This is a genomic window from Caballeronia sp. INML2, from assembly GCF_023631365.1.
Classification (GTDB): domain Bacteria; phylum Pseudomonadota; class Gammaproteobacteria; order Burkholderiales; family Burkholderiaceae; genus Caballeronia; species Caballeronia turbans.
This window is the reverse complement of sequence record NZ_JALQDH010000057.1, coordinates 23,956-38,829: the sequence shown is the minus strand read 5'-3', so window position 1 is coordinate 38,829 and position 14,874 is coordinate 23,956. Positions and strand designations below refer to the sequence as shown.

The 14,874-nt window shown below is 64.1% G+C and carries 14 protein-coding genes; 8 read left to right on the top strand and 6 right to left on the bottom strand.

The features are described 5' to 3' along the window. Nucleotides 1–185: 185 nt before the first annotated feature. A complete protein-coding gene (gene hpnA, locus NCT32_RS20310) occupies nt 186–1,196 on the bottom strand; it encodes a hopanoid-associated sugar epimerase (RefSeq protein WP_061119985.1) in 1,011 nt (336 codons plus the stop codon). Nucleotides 1,197–1,369: 173 nt separating this feature from the next. On the opposite strand from hpnA, the gene NCT32_RS20305 reads away from it, so the two are divergent. The 5 genes from NCT32_RS20305 to NCT32_RS20285 are packed head-to-tail and all read left to right on the top strand — an operon-like array spanning nt 1,370 to nt 7,486. Beyond that, a complete protein-coding gene (locus NCT32_RS20305) occupies nt 1,370–4,522 on the top strand; it encodes a response regulator (RefSeq protein WP_250477522.1) in 3,153 nt (1,050 codons plus the stop codon). Nucleotides 4,523–4,539: 17 nt separating this feature from the next. Beyond that, nucleotides 4,540–5,376 (top strand): protein-glutamate O-methyltransferase CheR, encoded by an 837-nt coding sequence (locus NCT32_RS20300; RefSeq protein ID WP_061120047.1) that lies wholly within the window; start codon nt 4,540–4,542, stop codon nt 5,374–5,376. Between the two features lie 2 nt (nt 5,377–5,378). After that, nucleotides 5,379–5,975, top strand: coding sequence for a chemotaxis protein CheB (locus NCT32_RS20295; RefSeq protein WP_061119983.1), 597 nt, complete (start codon nt 5,379–5,381; stop codon nt 5,973–5,975). 25 nt (nt 5,976–6,000) lie between these two features. Further along, on the top strand, nt 6,001–7,140 hold the full coding sequence (locus tag NCT32_RS20290; protein ID WP_061119982.1) for a hybrid sensor histidine kinase/response regulator: 1,140 nt from the start codon (nt 6,001–6,003) through the stop codon (nt 7,138–7,140). A 49-nt stretch (nt 7,141–7,189) separates the two neighbouring features. Beyond that, nucleotides 7,190–7,486, top strand: a complete 297-nt coding sequence (locus NCT32_RS20285) for an acylphosphatase (protein ID WP_061119981.1) — start codon at nt 7,190–7,192, stop codon at nt 7,484–7,486. 5 nt (nt 7,487–7,491) lie between these two features. Here the strand turns inward: NCT32_RS20285 and egtD are convergent, their stop codons facing one another. Beyond that, nucleotides 7,492–8,460 carry an L-histidine N(alpha)-methyltransferase gene (gene egtD / locus NCT32_RS20280; protein ID WP_061119980.1) on the bottom strand — a complete coding sequence of 323 codons (969 nt, stop codon included), beginning with the start codon at nt 8,458–8,460 and terminating at the stop codon, nt 7,492–7,494. Between the two features lie 376 nt (nt 8,461–8,836). On the opposite strand from egtD, the gene rarD reads away from it, so the two are divergent. Further along, nucleotides 8,837–9,814, top strand: coding sequence for an EamA family transporter RarD (gene rarD / locus NCT32_RS20275; RefSeq protein WP_061119979.1), 978 nt, complete (start codon nt 8,837–8,839; stop codon nt 9,812–9,814). Here the strand turns inward: rarD and NCT32_RS20270 are convergent, their stop codons facing one another. After that, on the bottom strand, nt 9,815–10,318 hold the full coding sequence (locus NCT32_RS20270) for a DUF962 domain-containing protein (protein WP_061119978.1): 504 nt from the start codon (nt 10,316–10,318) through the stop codon (nt 9,815–9,817). It lies immediately after the preceding gene. Between the two features lie 216 nt (nt 10,319–10,534). Further along, nucleotides 10,535–11,203 carry a hypothetical protein gene (locus tag NCT32_RS20265; RefSeq protein ID WP_250490498.1) on the bottom strand — a complete coding sequence of 223 codons (669 nt, stop codon included), beginning with the start codon at nt 11,201–11,203 and terminating at the stop codon, nt 10,535–10,537. A gap of 213 nt (nt 11,204–11,416) precedes the next feature. Here NCT32_RS20265 and NCT32_RS20260 point away from each other — a divergent pair, with 213 nt between their 5' ends. Together NCT32_RS20260 and NCT32_RS20255 are read left to right on the top strand one after the other, a co-directional pair. Continuing rightward, nucleotides 11,417–11,722, top strand: a complete 306-nt coding sequence (locus NCT32_RS20260) for a hypothetical protein (RefSeq protein ID WP_061120046.1) — start codon at nt 11,417–11,419, stop codon at nt 11,720–11,722. Nucleotides 11,723–11,817: 95 nt separating this feature from the next. After that, a complete protein-coding gene (locus tag NCT32_RS20255) occupies nt 11,818–12,213 on the top strand; it encodes a hypothetical protein (RefSeq protein WP_061119976.1) in 396 nt (131 codons plus the stop codon). Between the two features lie 126 nt (nt 12,214–12,339). Here the strand turns inward: NCT32_RS20255 and NCT32_RS20250 are convergent, their stop codons facing one another. Both NCT32_RS20250 and NCT32_RS20245 read right to left on the bottom strand, forming a co-directional pair. Further along, nucleotides 12,340–12,915, bottom strand: coding sequence for a transglycosylase SLT domain-containing protein (locus NCT32_RS20250; protein WP_061119975.1), 576 nt, complete (start codon nt 12,913–12,915; stop codon nt 12,340–12,342). Between the two features lie 106 nt (nt 12,916–13,021). After that, nucleotides 13,022–14,431, bottom strand: a complete 1,410-nt coding sequence (locus NCT32_RS20245; RefSeq protein WP_061119974.1) for an MFS transporter — start codon at nt 14,429–14,431, stop codon at nt 13,022–13,024. Between the last annotated feature and the right edge of the window lie 443 nt (nt 14,432–14,874).

Genomic DNA, 14,874 nt, shown 5'->3' with positions numbered 1-14,874 from the left:
GGCAACAAAGCGCTATTCTGCCTGATTTTGCGAGGCGCGCGTGTGAATTTCGCCATGCGCGAACGGCCAAAACGGACGTTTATCGTGCTATATCAATAACTTAACTTTTTTCAAGTCTTATACAAGAGTTGCGCGCCGGCGCGCCATTGCGCCGCGCGGAACGTTTCACGAAATGATTTGGTGCTTCACGTGACGAGATACCCGTTTGCCCGGAACCAGTCGAGCGCATCCTTCAATCCTTCCCGATACGGCCGCGCGCTGTAGCCCAGCACGCGTTCGGCCTTGGCCGATGTGAAGTACATCTTGTTCTTCGACATGCGCAGTGCATCGACGGTCACGAACGGCTCCTTGCCGCTCACCTTGGCGAACAGTTCGGCGCCGACCGCGAGCGGATAGAGCGGCCCGCGCGGCAGCCTGATGGTCGGCGGCTTGCGCCCGACGAATCCGGCGATGTCCGCGAGCATCTGCTGCAAGGGCAGGTTCTCGCCGCCGAGGATGTACCGCTCGCCGGTCTTGCCACGTTCCAGCGCGAGGAAGTGTCCGTTCGCGACGTCGTCGACATGGACGAGATTCAGGCCCGTATCGACGAAGGCGGGAATCTTGCCCGTCGCCGCTTCGACGATGATGCGCCCGGTCGGTGTCGGACGCACGTCGCGCGGGCCGATCGGCGTCGACGGATTGACGATCACCGCGGGCAGCGCGTTCCGCGCGACCATGCGCTCCACGGCGCGCTCGGCGAGCACCTTGCTGCGCTTGTACGCGCCGATCGTGCTTGCCGCGTCCGACGGCTTCGTCTCGTCGACGATCACGCCCGAACTCGTCACCTTCAGGGTCGCGACGCTGCTGGTATAAACGATGCGCTCGACGCCTTCGGCCAGCGCCGCGCGCATCGTCGCCTCGGTGCCTTCGAGATTCGCGCGCTCGATTTCGCTCGGGTCGGGCGCCCAGATGCGGTAATCGGCCGCGACGTGGAACAGGAAGCGCACGCCCTTGAGCGCCGCGCGCATCGACGCTTCGTCGCGCATGTCGCCGACGACGATCTCCGCATTCAGCGATTCGACGTTCTTGCGCGGGCTGGTCTTGCGCACGAGCACGCGCACGTCGAAACCGCGTTCGATGGCGAGCCGTGCGACCGCGGACCCGACGAACCCCGAGGCGCCCGTGACGAGCACGCGAGAGCCGGAAAAATCAGTCATTCTTACCTCGTTAAAAACGCTGGCGCGGCCGTGTTTCGTAACAACTGCCGCGCGGGAAAGCATGCGCCGATCGGCTGCAAAGCCCGATGTGACAAGGGCTTGCGGCTCATGCTAAGGTCCGTGCCTGCTGCCGGCGCGAGACCCGCGCAAAACATGAACAGACCCGGTGGACGATGCCTCAAGACTCTAAAACACTACGCTCCTGGATTTATCTCGCCATCGCGCTCGCGCTCGCCGTCGTATTCAGCATCGATGTGCTCACGCCGATGCGCGTCGCGATCTGGGTCTTTTACGTGCTGCCGGTCGTGCTGTGCGTCTGGGCCGACCGGCCGTCGGTGCCGATCGTCACCGCGGGTGCATCGGCCGCGCTGATGATCGCAGGCTACGCACTCGCCACAGGCGATCCCGGCACGAGCAGTGCGGTGCTCCAGGTCAACCGCGTGATGGGCATCGTCGTGCTGATCGTGCTCGCGGCGGTGGCGCATCTGTATATCAAATCGCGGCTCGCCATACAACGCACGACCTGGCTGCAGCAGGGCATCGTGCAGGCGGGCGTCAAGCTGCGCGGCGAGCAGTCAGTGGCTTCGATCGGCGTGAGCATTCTGCGTTCGATCATTCCGTATGTGGACGCGAAAGTCGGCGTCGTCTACGCGCTCGAAGGCGATGTGCTCGTGCGCGTCGCGGCCTGGGCGCTGCCGGACGAGGGCGGCGCGCCGGCCAGGATCGGGCGCGGCGAAGGGCTCATCGGCCAGGCGATCGAGGAAGCGCGTGTGCTCGAACTGCGCGACGCATCTTCGCATTATCTGAAAGTCGGCTCCGCGCTCGGATCGGCGACGGCGTCGCGCGTCCTGATTGCGCCGCTTTCTGCCGATGGCGATATCGTCGGCGCGATCGAGCTCGGCTTCGTCGGCAGCGAGGGACGTTTCGGCGATGCCCGCGCGCTGCTCGAGCAGGCGTCGGAACCGATCGGCATGGCGCTGCGTTCGGCGCGTTATCGCGCGCGTCTCGTCGAGCTGCTCGAAGAAACGCAGCGCCAGAGCGAGGAATTACAGGTGCAGCAGGAAGAGCTGCGCGTCTCGAACGAGGAGCTCGAAGAGCGCGGCCGCGCGCTGCAGGATTCGCAGGCGCGTCTCGAACAGCAGCAGGCGGAACTCGAACAAACCAATGTCCAGCTCGAAGAGCACACGCAGCATCTGGAGCGGCAGAAGGCCGAGCTTCTGCAGGCGCAGCAGGAGCTGACCGCGAACGCACTGGAAATGGAGCGCGCGAGCCAGTACAAGTCGGAGTTCCTCGCGAACATGTCGCACGAACTGCGCACGCCGCTCAACAGTTCGCTGATCCTCGCGAAGCTCCTGCAGGACAACAAGCAAGGCAACCTGACCGACGAACAGGTGCGCTACGCGGCGACGATCCATTCGTCGAACAGCGATCTGCTTTCGCTCATCAACGACATCCTCGATTTGTCGAAGGTCGAGGCGGGGCAGATGGACGTGCAGTTCGCGCCCACGTCCGTCGATTCGATTTTGCAGACGCTGCGGCAGTCCTTCGCGCCCATCGCCGGGAGCAAGGGTGTGGAATTCGTCACGGAGCATGGCGAGAACGTGCCGCAGTATTTCGTCACCGACAGCCAGCGGCTGCTGCAAGTGCTGCGCAATCTGCTGTCCAACGCGTTCAAGTTCACCGAGCGCGGCCGGGTGACCGTCGCGGTCGAGCGCGCGGGCGACAATGCGCTGCGCTTCGATGTGCGCGACACGGGCATCGGCATCGCGCGCGAGAAGCAGGACATGATTTTCCAGGCCTTCCAGCAAGCCGACGGCACGACGAGCCGCAAGTACGGCGGCAGCGGCCTCGGGCTGTCGATCTCGCGCGAGTTCTCGCGCCTGCTCGGCGGCTCGGTGTCCGTGTCGAGCGAACTCGGCCAGGGCAGCGTATTTTCGGTGACGCTGCCTATCGCCGTGCGCGAAGGCACCGTCACCGCGAAGCTCGATACGATCGGCACGATGAGCGAGCCGGCGCCGGCCGCCGCGCCCGCGTCCGTACCCGCACCCGCACCCGCGCCGCCGCCCGTGCAGCCGTCGCCCGTTCAGGCACCGGTCGCGATGCCCGAGCCGATGGCCATCGCCGATGATCGCGCCGACCGCAAGCGTCCGGATCGCGTGATTCTCGTCATCGAGGACGATCAGCCGTTCGCCGGCATTCTCTACGATCTCGCCCACGAACTCGACTTCGACTGCGTGCACGCTGCCACCGCCACGCAGGGCGTCGAGCTCGCGCGTTCGCTTCAGCCGAACGGGATTCTGCTCGACATCGGCTTGCCGGATCAGTCGGGTCTCACGGTGCTCGAATGGCTGAAGCACGATCCGCTCACGCGCCACATCCCGATTCACGTCGTCTCCGCGACCGATCACGCCGACGTCGCGCTGCACCTGGGCGCGATCGGCTACACGCTGAAGCCGGGCGCGCGCGACGATCTCGCCCGCGCCATCCGCAAGCTCGAAGCGCGCTCGGCGCAAGGCATGCGCCGCGTGCTCGTCGTGGAGGACGATCCGGCGCTGCGCCAGAGCATTCATGCGCTGCTCGCGAGCGAGACGGTCGGGATCGTGGAGGCGGGATCGATCGCGGAGGCCATCGAGGAGATGCAGCGCGCGCCGTTCGATTGCGTCGTGATGGATCTCGCGCTGCCCGACGGCTCCGGCTACGAACTGCTCGAACGCGTGTCGGCGGGCGGAGGGCAGGCGTCGCCGCCCGTCATCGTCTATACCGGACGGCTGCTGTCGCAGGAAGAGGAGCAGCGCCTGCGCCGATACTCGAAATCGATCATCATCAAGGGAGCGAAATCGCCGGAGCGCCTGCTCGACGAAGTCACGCTGTTCCTGCATAGCGTGGAAAGCGCGCTGCCGCCCGAGCAGCAGCGCATGCTGCGCGCGGCGCGTCAGCGCGACGACGTGTTCGAGGGCCGCACGATCCTGCTCGCGGAAGACGACGTGCGCAACATCTTCGCGCTCTCGCGCGTGATCGAGCCGCTCGGCGCCACGCTCGAAATCGCGCGCAACGGACGCGAGGCGCTCGAAGCGCTCGCGCGGCGCAGCGATATCGACCTCGTGCTGATGGACGTCATGATGCCCGAGATGGACGGCCTCACCGCGATGACCGAAATCCGCAAGCGCGCGGAATTTGCGCGCCTGCCGATCATCGCGCTGACGGCGAAGGCGATGCCGAGCGATCGCCAGAAATGTCTCGAAGCGGGTGCGGACGACTACATATCCAAACCCATCGATGTGGATAAGCTCGTGTCGCTGTGCCGCGTATGGCTGCGCCAGCGATGAACGGACCCATCTCCCAGATGAATGACGCCCGGCACGACGAAGAAGCGACGTTCGACATCGAACTGAAGCTGATACTCGAAGCGATCTACCTGCGCTATCAGCACGACTTCCGGCATTACTCCGTGAGTTCGCTGAGGCGCAGGCTCGCGCAGGCCGTGCACGATTTCGGCCTGCCGACGCTCTCGCATCTTCAGGAGCGCATTCTGCGAGACCCGGCGCTGTTCGCCCGGCTCTTTCAGTACCTCACGGTGCAGGTGAGCGAGATGTTCCGCGACCCGCAGTATTTCCGCGCGATCCGCGAGCAGGTCGTGCCTATTCTGCAGACTTATCCGTCGATCAAGGTGTGGGTCGCGGGATGCAGCAGCGGCGAGGAGCTGTGGTCGCTCGCGGTGCTCTTTGCCGAAGAAAAGATCGCGGACCGCACGGTGTTCTACGCGACCGACATCAACGCCGAGGCATTGCGTCAGGCAGAAAGCGGCATTTATCCGCTGGAGCGCATGGCGGGTTTCAGCCAGAACTATCTGGCGGCGGGCGGCAAGCGTTCGCTGTCGGACTACTATCACGCGGCCTACGGCGCGGCGAAGTTCTCGCAGACGCTCAAGTCGCGCGTGGTGTTCGCGGATCACAGTCTCGCGACGGACAGCGTGTTTCTCGAAGCGCATCTGGTGTCGTGCCGCAATGTGCTGATCTATTTCGATCGCGCGCTACAGGATCGTGCCCTCGGCCTCTTCAGCGATTCGCTCGTGCGGCGCGGGTTCCTCGGTCTCGGCAGCAAGGAGAGCCTGCGCTTTTCCACGTATGCAGACCGTTTCGCGGACTTCAATCCGCGCGAGCGGCTTTATCAGAAGGTGTGACGATGTTCGACGCGGACCGCATCGGGGCAGTCGTGATCGGCGCATCGGCGGGCGGCGTCGAGGCGCTCAATCAGTTGCTGCCCGGCTTGCCGAAGGCGTTCGCGCCGCCGGTGCTCGTCGTGGTGCATGTGCGGCACGGACAGCCGAGCCTCTTGCCCGGATTGTTCGCTTCGCGCTGCGAGCTTGCCATCGAGGAGCCTTTCGACAAGGACGAGATCGCGCCGGGCACCGTATATTTCGCGCCGCCGGGCTATCACATGCTCGTCGAGGCCGAAGGCGGCGCGACGCCGGCGATCGCGCTGTCCGTCGATCCGCCCGTGCGCTTTTCGCGGCCATCGGTGGATGTGCTGTTCGAATCGGCGGCGCATGCTTACGGCGAGCGCCTGCTCGGCATCGTGCTGTCGGGCGCGAACGACGACGGCGCGCGCGGCGCACGCGCGATCCGCGATGCGGGCGGCGCGTGCTGGGCGCAGGACCCGGCGACGGCGACCGCGCCCGCGATGCCGCTCGCGGCCATCGCGCAAGGCGCGGTGAACGAAGTGCTCACGCTGGATCACATGGCGATGCGGCTCACCCAATGCATCGGCTACAGGCAATGAAAGAAGCAAGGCAAGGAGTCACCAGATGACGCAACCCATCCACGTGCTGATCGTCGACGACATCCGCAATAACATCACCGCGCTCGAAGCGTCGCTCGCGCGGCCGGATCTGTCGGTGCTGAAAGCCGAATCGGGACCGGCCGCGCTCGAGCTTCTGCTCAAGCACGAGGTCGCGCTCGCGATTCTCGACGTCAACATGCCCGGCATGGACGGGTTCGAACTCGCCGAGCTGATGCGTGGCAGCCCCCGCACCGCGCACGTGCCGATCATCTTTCTGACGGCGACGGCGCAGGACGCGAGCCGCACCTTTCGCGGCTATGAAGCGGGCGCGGTGGATTTTCTCTACAAGCCCTTCGATTCGCGCATCCTCAATTCGAAGGTCGATGTATTCATCCAGATGGAGCGCCAGAAGCAGCAGCTCGCGACGCAACTCGCGACCGTGCAGCAACTGCTCGATGCGAACGAGATGCTGATGGCCGTGCTCGGCCACGATCTGCGCACGCCGCTGTCGGCGGTGATCGCATCGGCGGAGTATCTCGCGCGCTTCGTGCAGGACGAGAACGTCGCGAACATCGGCACGCGCATCAAGTCGAGCGGCATGCGCATGGTGCGCATGGTCGATCAGTTGCTCAATCTCGCGCGTCTGCGTGGCGGGCGCGTCACCTTGCAGCCGCGTGCGGTCGAGTTGATGACGCTCGCGAAGAATATCGTCGATGAATACGAGGCGCGTTTCGGCAAAGGGCGCATCTTCGTGCTGCGTCAGGGCGATACGCTCTTGCAAGGCGACGGCGATCTGCTCTCGCAAGTGTTCTCGAATCTCATCGGCAATGCGCTGCAGCACGGGCTGGAAGGCTCGGCGATCCAGGTGCGCCTCGACGGCAACGCCGACCATGTGACCATCACCGTGCAAAACGCGGGCGAGATTCCCGCCGACGTCCTGCCGACGATCTTCGCGCCGTATCGCTCGGGCCAGCGCCAGCATGAATCGAGCGGCCTGGGGCTCGGGCTCTACATCACGCGCGAGATCGCGCAGATGCACGGCGGCGACGTCACGGTACGCTCGGCAGCCGAATCCGGCACGGTGTTCGAAGTGACGCTGCCGCGCGTGCCGCATCCGCGTTCGGGCGAGCGCGCCGACATGGCGCAACCTTTCCGTCTGAGTTGAAGCGCGTGTCTACAATGCGGCGTATGGACGTCTGAAAGGAGAAAGCACGATGCCGGGCCCGGATCTGGATACGAGAATCGAAACCTATTACGTGCGTGTGCGCGGCGTCGTGCAGGGCGTCGGCTTCAGGCACTACACGGTGAGAAAGGCGCATGCGCTCGGCGTGCGCGGCTGGGTCGCCAATCTCGATGACGGCTCCGTCGAAGCCATCGTGCAGGGCGCGGCCAATCAGGTCGACCTGATGCTCGAATGGCTGCGACGCGGGCCGCCGCATGCCCGCGTCACCGAGTTTCACAGCGAAGAGCGCCACATCGAGAAGCGCTACGAGCGCTTCGAGCAGCACTAGCTAGTTCATCGCGCGACCAGCAGGCTCTCCGCGAACTGCCATTCCTCGTCGCGCCACTGATGCGTGCATTCGAAGCCCGCATCGGCGGCGATCGGCGCGACTTCATCGGCCGCGTATTTGTGGCTGCTTTCCGTCCAGATCGTCTCGCCTTCGCGGAAGTCCACGCGCAGGTCCGCGCCGCGCACGCGCACGGACAGCGCGCGCTTCGCCCGCAAGTGCATTTCGATGCTGCGCGCATCCGGATTGAAACGCGCGACGTGCTCGAAGGCTTCGAGCGGAAAGTCGCCGGCGAGTTCGCGATTGATGCGCGCGAGCATGTTCAGATTGAACGCGGCCGTGACGCCGATCGGGTCGTCATACGCCGCGATGAGCACCGGCAGCGGCTTGATGAGATCGGTGCCGAGCAACAGCGCGTCGCCGGGCTGGAGCATGCCGCGAATCGAGCGCAGGAACTTCGTCGCCGCGAGCCGCGCGAAATTGCCGATGGTGCTGCCGAGAAACAGCACGAGCAGTCGTTCGCCGTCCTTGCGCTTCGAACTGACTTCCGACAATCCCGCGAGGTAATCGCGCTCGTGTCCGACGATCGACACGCGCTCGATATCGCTCAATTCGCGACGGCACAACTGCAAGGCGGTGCGCGAAATTTCAATCGGATGGTAAGCAGTGGGCTGCTTTTTACACAGCGCCTCAAGAATGCGGCGCGTCTTGCGGCCACTGCCGCTGCCGAGTTCGGCGACCTGGATGTCGCCCGGCATGGCCGCGACGATGTCCGCCGCGTGATCCTTCAGCACGCGCTCCTCGGCGCGCGTCACGCCGTATTCGGGCAGCGCGGTGATCACTTCGAAGAGGGCCGAGCCCACTTCGTCATACAGATACATCGAAGGCAGTTCTTTTTGCGGACGCTTGCTGAGTCCTACGTGCACGGCCTCTGCAAAGGCGTTGGAAAAGCGGGGCGACAGGGCTGGTTGAGTCATGACGTCTCCATCGATGCGGCGTTTTCTTCGCGTGCCATCGTCGACGTGACGGCACGGCGCGTGTTGCTGCGGATGCAATGACGTGAGCGGCAGGTGTTCGTACGGGGCGCCGCCCGGACTTCAGGACCGGACCGGCAGTAATGCCGGACCGACAAGGGTCGCCGATCATCGTGACCGGCAAAAGACAACCGCAAGTGACAGCGATCATGCGGTGGAGTTCACGCCGAAATGCGAAGCATGAACGAAGCAAAAAGCGGGCACGTCCGGGGAAACTGATTGAAGCGGGTTTTGAAAATGGTGCGCGCTGCGCGTTTAGAATGCGCGTTCCACGTTTCATTCGGCTTGCACTCACCTACCGCGCGCAGCGCCTCTTTCGATGAATCAGCATGACCTGGGACGCGGCATTGCGCTGTCCGTCGCCGCATCCGCGCTATTCGCGCTCATGTCGGGCTATACGAAATGGCTCGCGCCGCTCGACGGGCTCGACATCTTCGCGTGGCGTATCGTATGGACATTGCCGGGTGCGCTCGCGCTCGTCGCGCTGCGCAAACGCTGGCCGCAATTATGCGCGCTCATCGCGAGGCTCGCCAAAACGCCGCATCTGCTGCTGATGTCCGCTGCCGCCGCCGCGCTGCTCGGCGTGCAGTTGTGGATCTTTCTCTGGGCGCCGCTGCACGGGCGCGCGCTCGAAGTATCGCTCGGCTATTTCCTCCTGCCTCTTGCGATGGTGCTGCTCGGCCGCTTCCACTACGACGAGCGTCTCGACGGTTTCCAGTGGGCGGGTGTCGCCGCGGCGGCCGTGGGCGTGGCGCATGAGCTCGTCATCACGCATGCGTTCGCGTGGCCGACGCTCGTCGTGATGCTCGGCTATCCGCCTTACTTCGTGTTGCGTCGCCGGCTGAATGCCGATCCGCTCGTGTCCTTCGCCGTTGAAATCATGCTGATCGCGCCTGTCGCCGTGATGATGCTGATCGTGCGCGGTTCGTTCGCGGATGTCGTCGGCGAGCCGCGTCTCGCGCTGCTGCTTCTGCCCGGACTCGGCGCGTTGAGCACGATCGCGCTGGCGTCGTATCTGCGTGCGAGCCGTCATCTGCCGCTCGCGCTCTTCGGCATTCTCGGCTACGTGGAACCGGTGCTGCTCGTCGGCGTCGCTGTCCTGTTGCTCGGCGAGCCGTTTTCAGCGCGGCAACTCGGCACTTATGTGCCGATCTGGATGGCCGTCGTGCTGACCGGCGTGCACAGCGCGCGTCTTCTGATGCGCGAACGCTCGGAGAAGCAGGCATTGCCGACGAGCGAACATCACGCGAGCATCGAGCATGAAACGGTCGCGGAGGAAATCGAGCGCGTGGACTGATCAGCGCGCGGCGCGCGTTTCGATAGCGTCGTGCAGTTCGCGCATGAGACCGAGGCCGAACAAGAGTTCGACGAGAATGAAGAGCGGCCCGATCAGCAAGCCGATGATATCGTCGGCGAAAGCGGGCTTGCGACGTTCATAACGCATATGCCCGATGAACTGAAACACCCACCCGATCACGAACATGCCGACGCCGATCGCGAGCCAGCTCCACGTAGTGTGCGATGCAGCCCACTGCCCGAACGCCGCGCTGAGCGCGGACACGATACCCATGCCGATGCCGAGCGGCACGTCGAGCCAGAGATAGTAGAGCGTAGCGAGCGCGAACAGCACCCATGCGGGCGTGAGCAGACATGCGCCCGATAACACGGGCCATGCGGGACGGCTCAGCAATGCGGCGATCGCGAGGACGATGAGCGGAATGCCTACGAAGTGCGTGGCGATATTGCGCCTGTCGCGATGATAGTCGGCGTACTGCGACAACTGATCGGTCAGTGTGCGCATGTCGGGCGTCTCCTTTCGTGTTTTTTGTTTCACGAATGATAAGCCGCACAACGATATCGGCAAGTGGAACATGTCCTTTAGCGGGCGCAAATCATTCGATCAAAGGACATGCAAAAAGGACATGCAAAAAGGCGAGCCCGAAGGCTCGCCTGAATTGAACGCACTGGTTTGTTTATATGCAACGCCCAGTGCGCGATGCGATGACGCTGGCCTCCCTTACTTCTTCGCCGCGTCCACCTTCGCATCGGCGGCCGTCTTGTTTGCGTCGCTTTGCGCCTCGACTTTTTCCTTGTCGGCCTTCGCTTGCGCCACGTTGGCATCCTTCGCTGCGTCCTGCTTCTTTTGATCGGCCTTGGATTGTGCAGCATGCTTCTTCTTGTTGGCTTTCGCCTGTGCCTTCGTGGCGTCACCGCGAGCGTCGGAAGCCTGTTCCGGCGTGGTCGCCTGCGCTACCTTCGCGGCTTCCTTGTTGGCGTCGGCTTGCGCCGATGCCTTGTCCTCGTTCGCCGATGCCTGCGCCTTCGCGGCATCGTGCTGCGCTTCCGCCTTCTTCTTGTTGGCGGTCGCCTGAGCCTCGGCTTTTTCGTTGTTGGCCTTCAATTGCGCTTTGCCGGCATCGGTTGCGGCCGTTTGCGCGAATGCGGTGGTGACGAGCATGGCGGATGCGAGAGCAGCGACGATCTTCTTCATGGTTTGAATCTCCCTTGATTCTTTCTTCGAGGACACGTGGCGCGCAATGCGCCGCGTTGACGATGAAAACGCCCCGCCCGTCGATATAGTTGACGTCGATCTGGTGACAAACAGTAACCAGTGGCGAGCAAATGAAACCGCGTGCGGTAAAACCGGCGGCGTTGACCGATAGCGAAGAGACGCTTTACCGGACAAGTCGCTAAATCTGTTACGGACGAGCGAAATCAATTCTGTTTGTAACCGCGCTCAGGGTAATTCGTTATCCGAATCGAAGGACGACTTTGAAGAAACGTGTAGCGGGCGATTTGTAATCGTTGAAATGCGCGGTTACCAACTACTGCAGTTATTTCTTAGCTGTCTGCTTAAGATGATCTCCATGAACCCGGCAAACGGGAAATGGAGAAGCGCATGAAACGCGCAGCACTTGTCTTGTTGATGATCGGTAGTTTGACGGCGGCGGGCCAGGCATCGGCGCATGGGCATGGCGGCGGTCATCGCGGCGGTGGCGGGGATGGCGGAGCGATCGTCGGCGCGCTGATCGGCGGCGCGGTGCTCGGCGCGCTGGTGACGTCCGTCGCGAGTGCACAGCCGACGTATGCGCAACCCGTCTATCAACAACCCGAGTACGCGCAGCCGGTCTACGCACAACCGGCGCCGCCGCCTGGCTACTGCTACGACAACTACCGTGGCGCGTATGTGCCTTGCGGTTACTGATTGCGCGTGACTCGCGGCACGCCCCTTGCGCTGATGCGGACACGGTCGTTGCATCCAATGCGCGACGACCGACACGCAAACTTGGGAGACTCGCAATGAACGCAACGACGAAGAAGCTGGTGATTTCCGCGCTGGTGCTGGGCCTGTCCGGCGGTGTCTATGCGCAAGCAGGCGGCGGCGGTGGTGGCGGCGCAGGCGGTGCAGGCGGCGGCGCTGCTGCGGGCGGTTCGGCAGGCGCAGGCGGCAATGGTTCGGCGGGCGCCGGCTCGGCGGCCGGCGGTAAGGGCGGCGGCGTAGGCATGGGCGGCGCCGGGATGGGCGGCTCGGCGGACGGCTCGACCGGCACCGGCGCGAAGAGCGGCATGAGCAACGACGCGACCAACGGCATGAGCCAGGATCAGGGTACCGCCACGCGCAGCGCGCCGAATAACGGCAACATGAATTCGGGCGGCATGAAGTCGGACGGCACCGGGACCAAGAAGGCATATTGAACGATGCCAGCGCGCTTTGCGGGTGCGATCGCCGCGGCGTCATCGAGACGCGAGAGCGGCATCCGCCTGGCGGCGGTGCGCGTTATCAAAGAAACTCCGCCCGGACGGGCGAGTGAAAAGTGACTGTTATTGCCCGCCCGCCGATGCCGCATCCGCCGATGCGGCCGGCTCGAACGTCTTTACGCGCAAGCTGACCTTCTCGGCGTAGGCGCGCGATCCGCCGTAGTTCTTCAGCGCGGCGTCAACATCGCCCTGAGCGGATTTCACATAGCCGTGAAGGATCGCGGAGCCGGTTTCGATGTTGTCTTCCGGGTCCGTCAGGTCTACGTTGCGCACGAGCTTCTTGTGCGCCGACGGCACCACCTGCATCAGACCCGTCGCATTGTTCGGCCCTCTGGCCGTTTCCTTGAAGCGCGATTCGATCGAAATGATGGCGAGCAAAAGCGCCGGTGGAAGCGAATACTTCGATGCCGACGACATGACTGCCGCCGCGATGGTCTGCGCCTTTTCACGCGCCACGCCGAATTTTCGCGTGAGCATGTCCGAAATCTTGTGACTCGCCTGCTCCGTCTTCGGGTCTGGCTGCGCGGCGGACTGCGCGGCCGCCTCGCTTGCTGCGAGCGGGTTTTCCTGCGCGAGCGCGGTCTGCGCTGCGCTCAGTGAGACGGAAAGGGCGACAAGGATAGGGAGGAAACGACGCATCGGACAGAGAGATCAAAGCGGAATCGCATTATAGCCACATAAAAAGTCCTTGTGGATCATGTACTTGTCTTAAATATGATGTTTTCTTTTCACAAATCGGAACGAATTACGTGCGTTCGGCGCGCTTCGCGGAGCGCGCTGAAATGCCCTCGCCGGCGTCATCCGAGAGGCGCGCGAACATCGGCAGCGAGGCCAGGACGACGAGCGCCGTCACGATGAATCCGCAGGCGAGTTGCCAGCGCTCGGTGTGCGCGCTTCCGGAAACGAGCATCGTCGCCTGGATCGTGCCGGCCGCGACCGTGACGCCGACCGCCTTCATCAACTGCTGCGCGGTGCCCTGAAACGAGGTCGCGGCGGCGAGGCGCGGCTTGGGCACATCGGCGAATGCGAGCGCGCCCATCGTCGCGAAACTGAGCGAGCGGCCGAGTCCGCCCAGCAGTAAAAGCAGAAAGATCGCGACGGCGGGCCATGCTTGCGACATCGTCGAGCAGACGAGCAGCACGGCCGCGAACACGACGCTGCCCGTGCACAGGACGTTGCGGACCGAGAAGCGCCGCAGCGCGAGCGCCGTCATCGGACGCATGCAGAAGGAGCCGAGCGCGCTCGCGAATGTGACGAGACCGCTCGCCGTCGCGCTGTAGCCGAAGCCCGTCTGAAGCGTGAGCGGCACGAGAAACGGCAGTGCGCCCGCGCCGGCGCGAAACAGGCTGCCCGCGACAGTCGCCGCATGAAAAGTGGGAATCGACAGGAGCGAGAAGTCGATGGCGGGATTCGGCACGCGGCGGCAGTGCAGCACCGTCACGCGAAAGAGGAGCAGGCCGGCCGCCACGCAGATCCACGGCACGCCGATGGGCAGCACGCCGCGCCCCGCGCTCTCGATGCCGATCATGAACAGACTGAGCGAGGCGCCCGACAGCAGCATGCCGCGCAGATCGGGCGACGTCCGGTCCTCGGGCGGCGACGGCGGCAGCAGCTTCCACGTGAGCCACAGGCCCACGATGCCCACCGGCACGTTGACCCAGAAGATGCTGCGCCACGAGAGCGTGTCGGTGAGAAAGCCGCCGAGCGGCGGTCCGAGCAAGGGACCGACGAGCGCGGGCATCGTGAGCCACGTCGTCGCCTGGAGGAGTTCTTCGCGCTTGACGCCGCGAAACAGGATCAGGCGACCGACGGGCACCATCATCGCGCCGCCGAGACCCTGGACGACGCGCGCAGCCAGCAATTGCGGCAGATTCATCGCGGCGGCGCACGCGACGGACGCGAGCGTGAACGTCGTGATCGCCCACATGAACACGCGGCGCGCGCCGAAGCGGTCGGCGACCCACCCGCTCGCGGGAATGAACACGGTCAGCGCGACGAGATAAGCGGTGATCGCGCTGGATAGATGGACGGGGTCGACCTGGAGGTCGCGGGCCATCGTAGGGATGGCGGTGGCGACGATCGTGCCGTCCATGTTCTGCATGAAGAGCGCGCTCGCCACGACGGCGGCGGTGATGCGAAAGTTGCCGCCTTTCACGATGCGTCGCTCGCTCGCGCGGTGAAGGCTTGCTGCAAGGCGTATCGAAATGGGAAGGATTGCATGGCGCACAGTCTAGCGCGATACGCCAGTCGGCGTTTCCGTTCGCGGCATGAATGTTCATCCGAGCGGCATGTTCGGTTCGAGACCCACCTGACGCTCAATCCGCGCTTATCGGCCATAGCGGACGGTGGTCAACCGCGACGCCAGCGCGCCTCTTCCGGCAATTGGCCGACAACTCGCTTGTGCAGATCCATTTGGAGGATGCGGCGATGGAGAGCTTGTCGATCTTCGCGGTGATGCCCGAGCAGGCCATACGTTCCGAATAGGGTGAATGCCTGTTTGCGCGCGCTTCAAAGCGACGAATTCTGGCCGAAACCGGGTCCAATCCGGCCGCAACATTTTTGTCTGATCAATGAGCGGAAACGCACTTCTGCGACGCC

Excerpts from the sequence above, each read along its gene's own strand:
- hpnA (WP_061119985.1), bottom strand. The coding sequence starts at position 1,196 with ATGACTGATTTTTCCGGCTCTCGCGTGCTCGTCACGGGCGCCTCGGGG.
- NCT32_RS20305 (WP_250477522.1), top strand. The coding sequence starts at position 1,370 with ATGCCTCAAGACTCTAAAACACTACGCTCCTGGATTTATCTCGCCATC.
- NCT32_RS20300 (WP_061120047.1), top strand. The coding sequence starts at position 4,540 with ATGAATGACGCCCGGCACGACGAAGAAGCGACGTTCGACATCGAACTG.
- NCT32_RS20295 (WP_061119983.1), top strand. The coding sequence starts at position 5,379 with ATGTTCGACGCGGACCGCATCGGGGCAGTCGTGATCGGCGCATCGGCG.
- NCT32_RS20290 (WP_061119982.1), top strand. The coding sequence starts at position 6,001 with ATGACGCAACCCATCCACGTGCTGATCGTCGACGACATCCGCAATAAC.
- NCT32_RS20285 (WP_061119981.1), top strand. The coding sequence starts at position 7,190 with ATGCCGGGCCCGGATCTGGATACGAGAATCGAAACCTATTACGTGCGT.
- egtD (WP_061119980.1), bottom strand. The coding sequence starts at position 8,460 with ATGACTCAACCAGCCCTGTCGCCCCGCTTTTCCAACGCCTTTGCAGAG.
- rarD (WP_061119979.1), top strand. The coding sequence starts at position 8,837 with ATGAATCAGCATGACCTGGGACGCGGCATTGCGCTGTCCGTCGCCGCA.
- NCT32_RS20270 (WP_061119978.1), bottom strand. The coding sequence starts at position 10,318 with ATGCGCACACTGACCGATCAGTTGTCGCAGTACGCCGACTATCATCGC.
- NCT32_RS20260 (WP_061120046.1), top strand. The coding sequence starts at position 11,417 with ATGAAACGCGCAGCACTTGTCTTGTTGATGATCGGTAGTTTGACGGCG.
- NCT32_RS20255 (WP_061119976.1), top strand. The coding sequence starts at position 11,818 with ATGAACGCAACGACGAAGAAGCTGGTGATTTCCGCGCTGGTGCTGGGC.
- NCT32_RS20250 (WP_061119975.1), bottom strand. The coding sequence starts at position 12,915 with ATGCGTCGTTTCCTCCCTATCCTTGTCGCCCTTTCCGTCTCACTGAGC.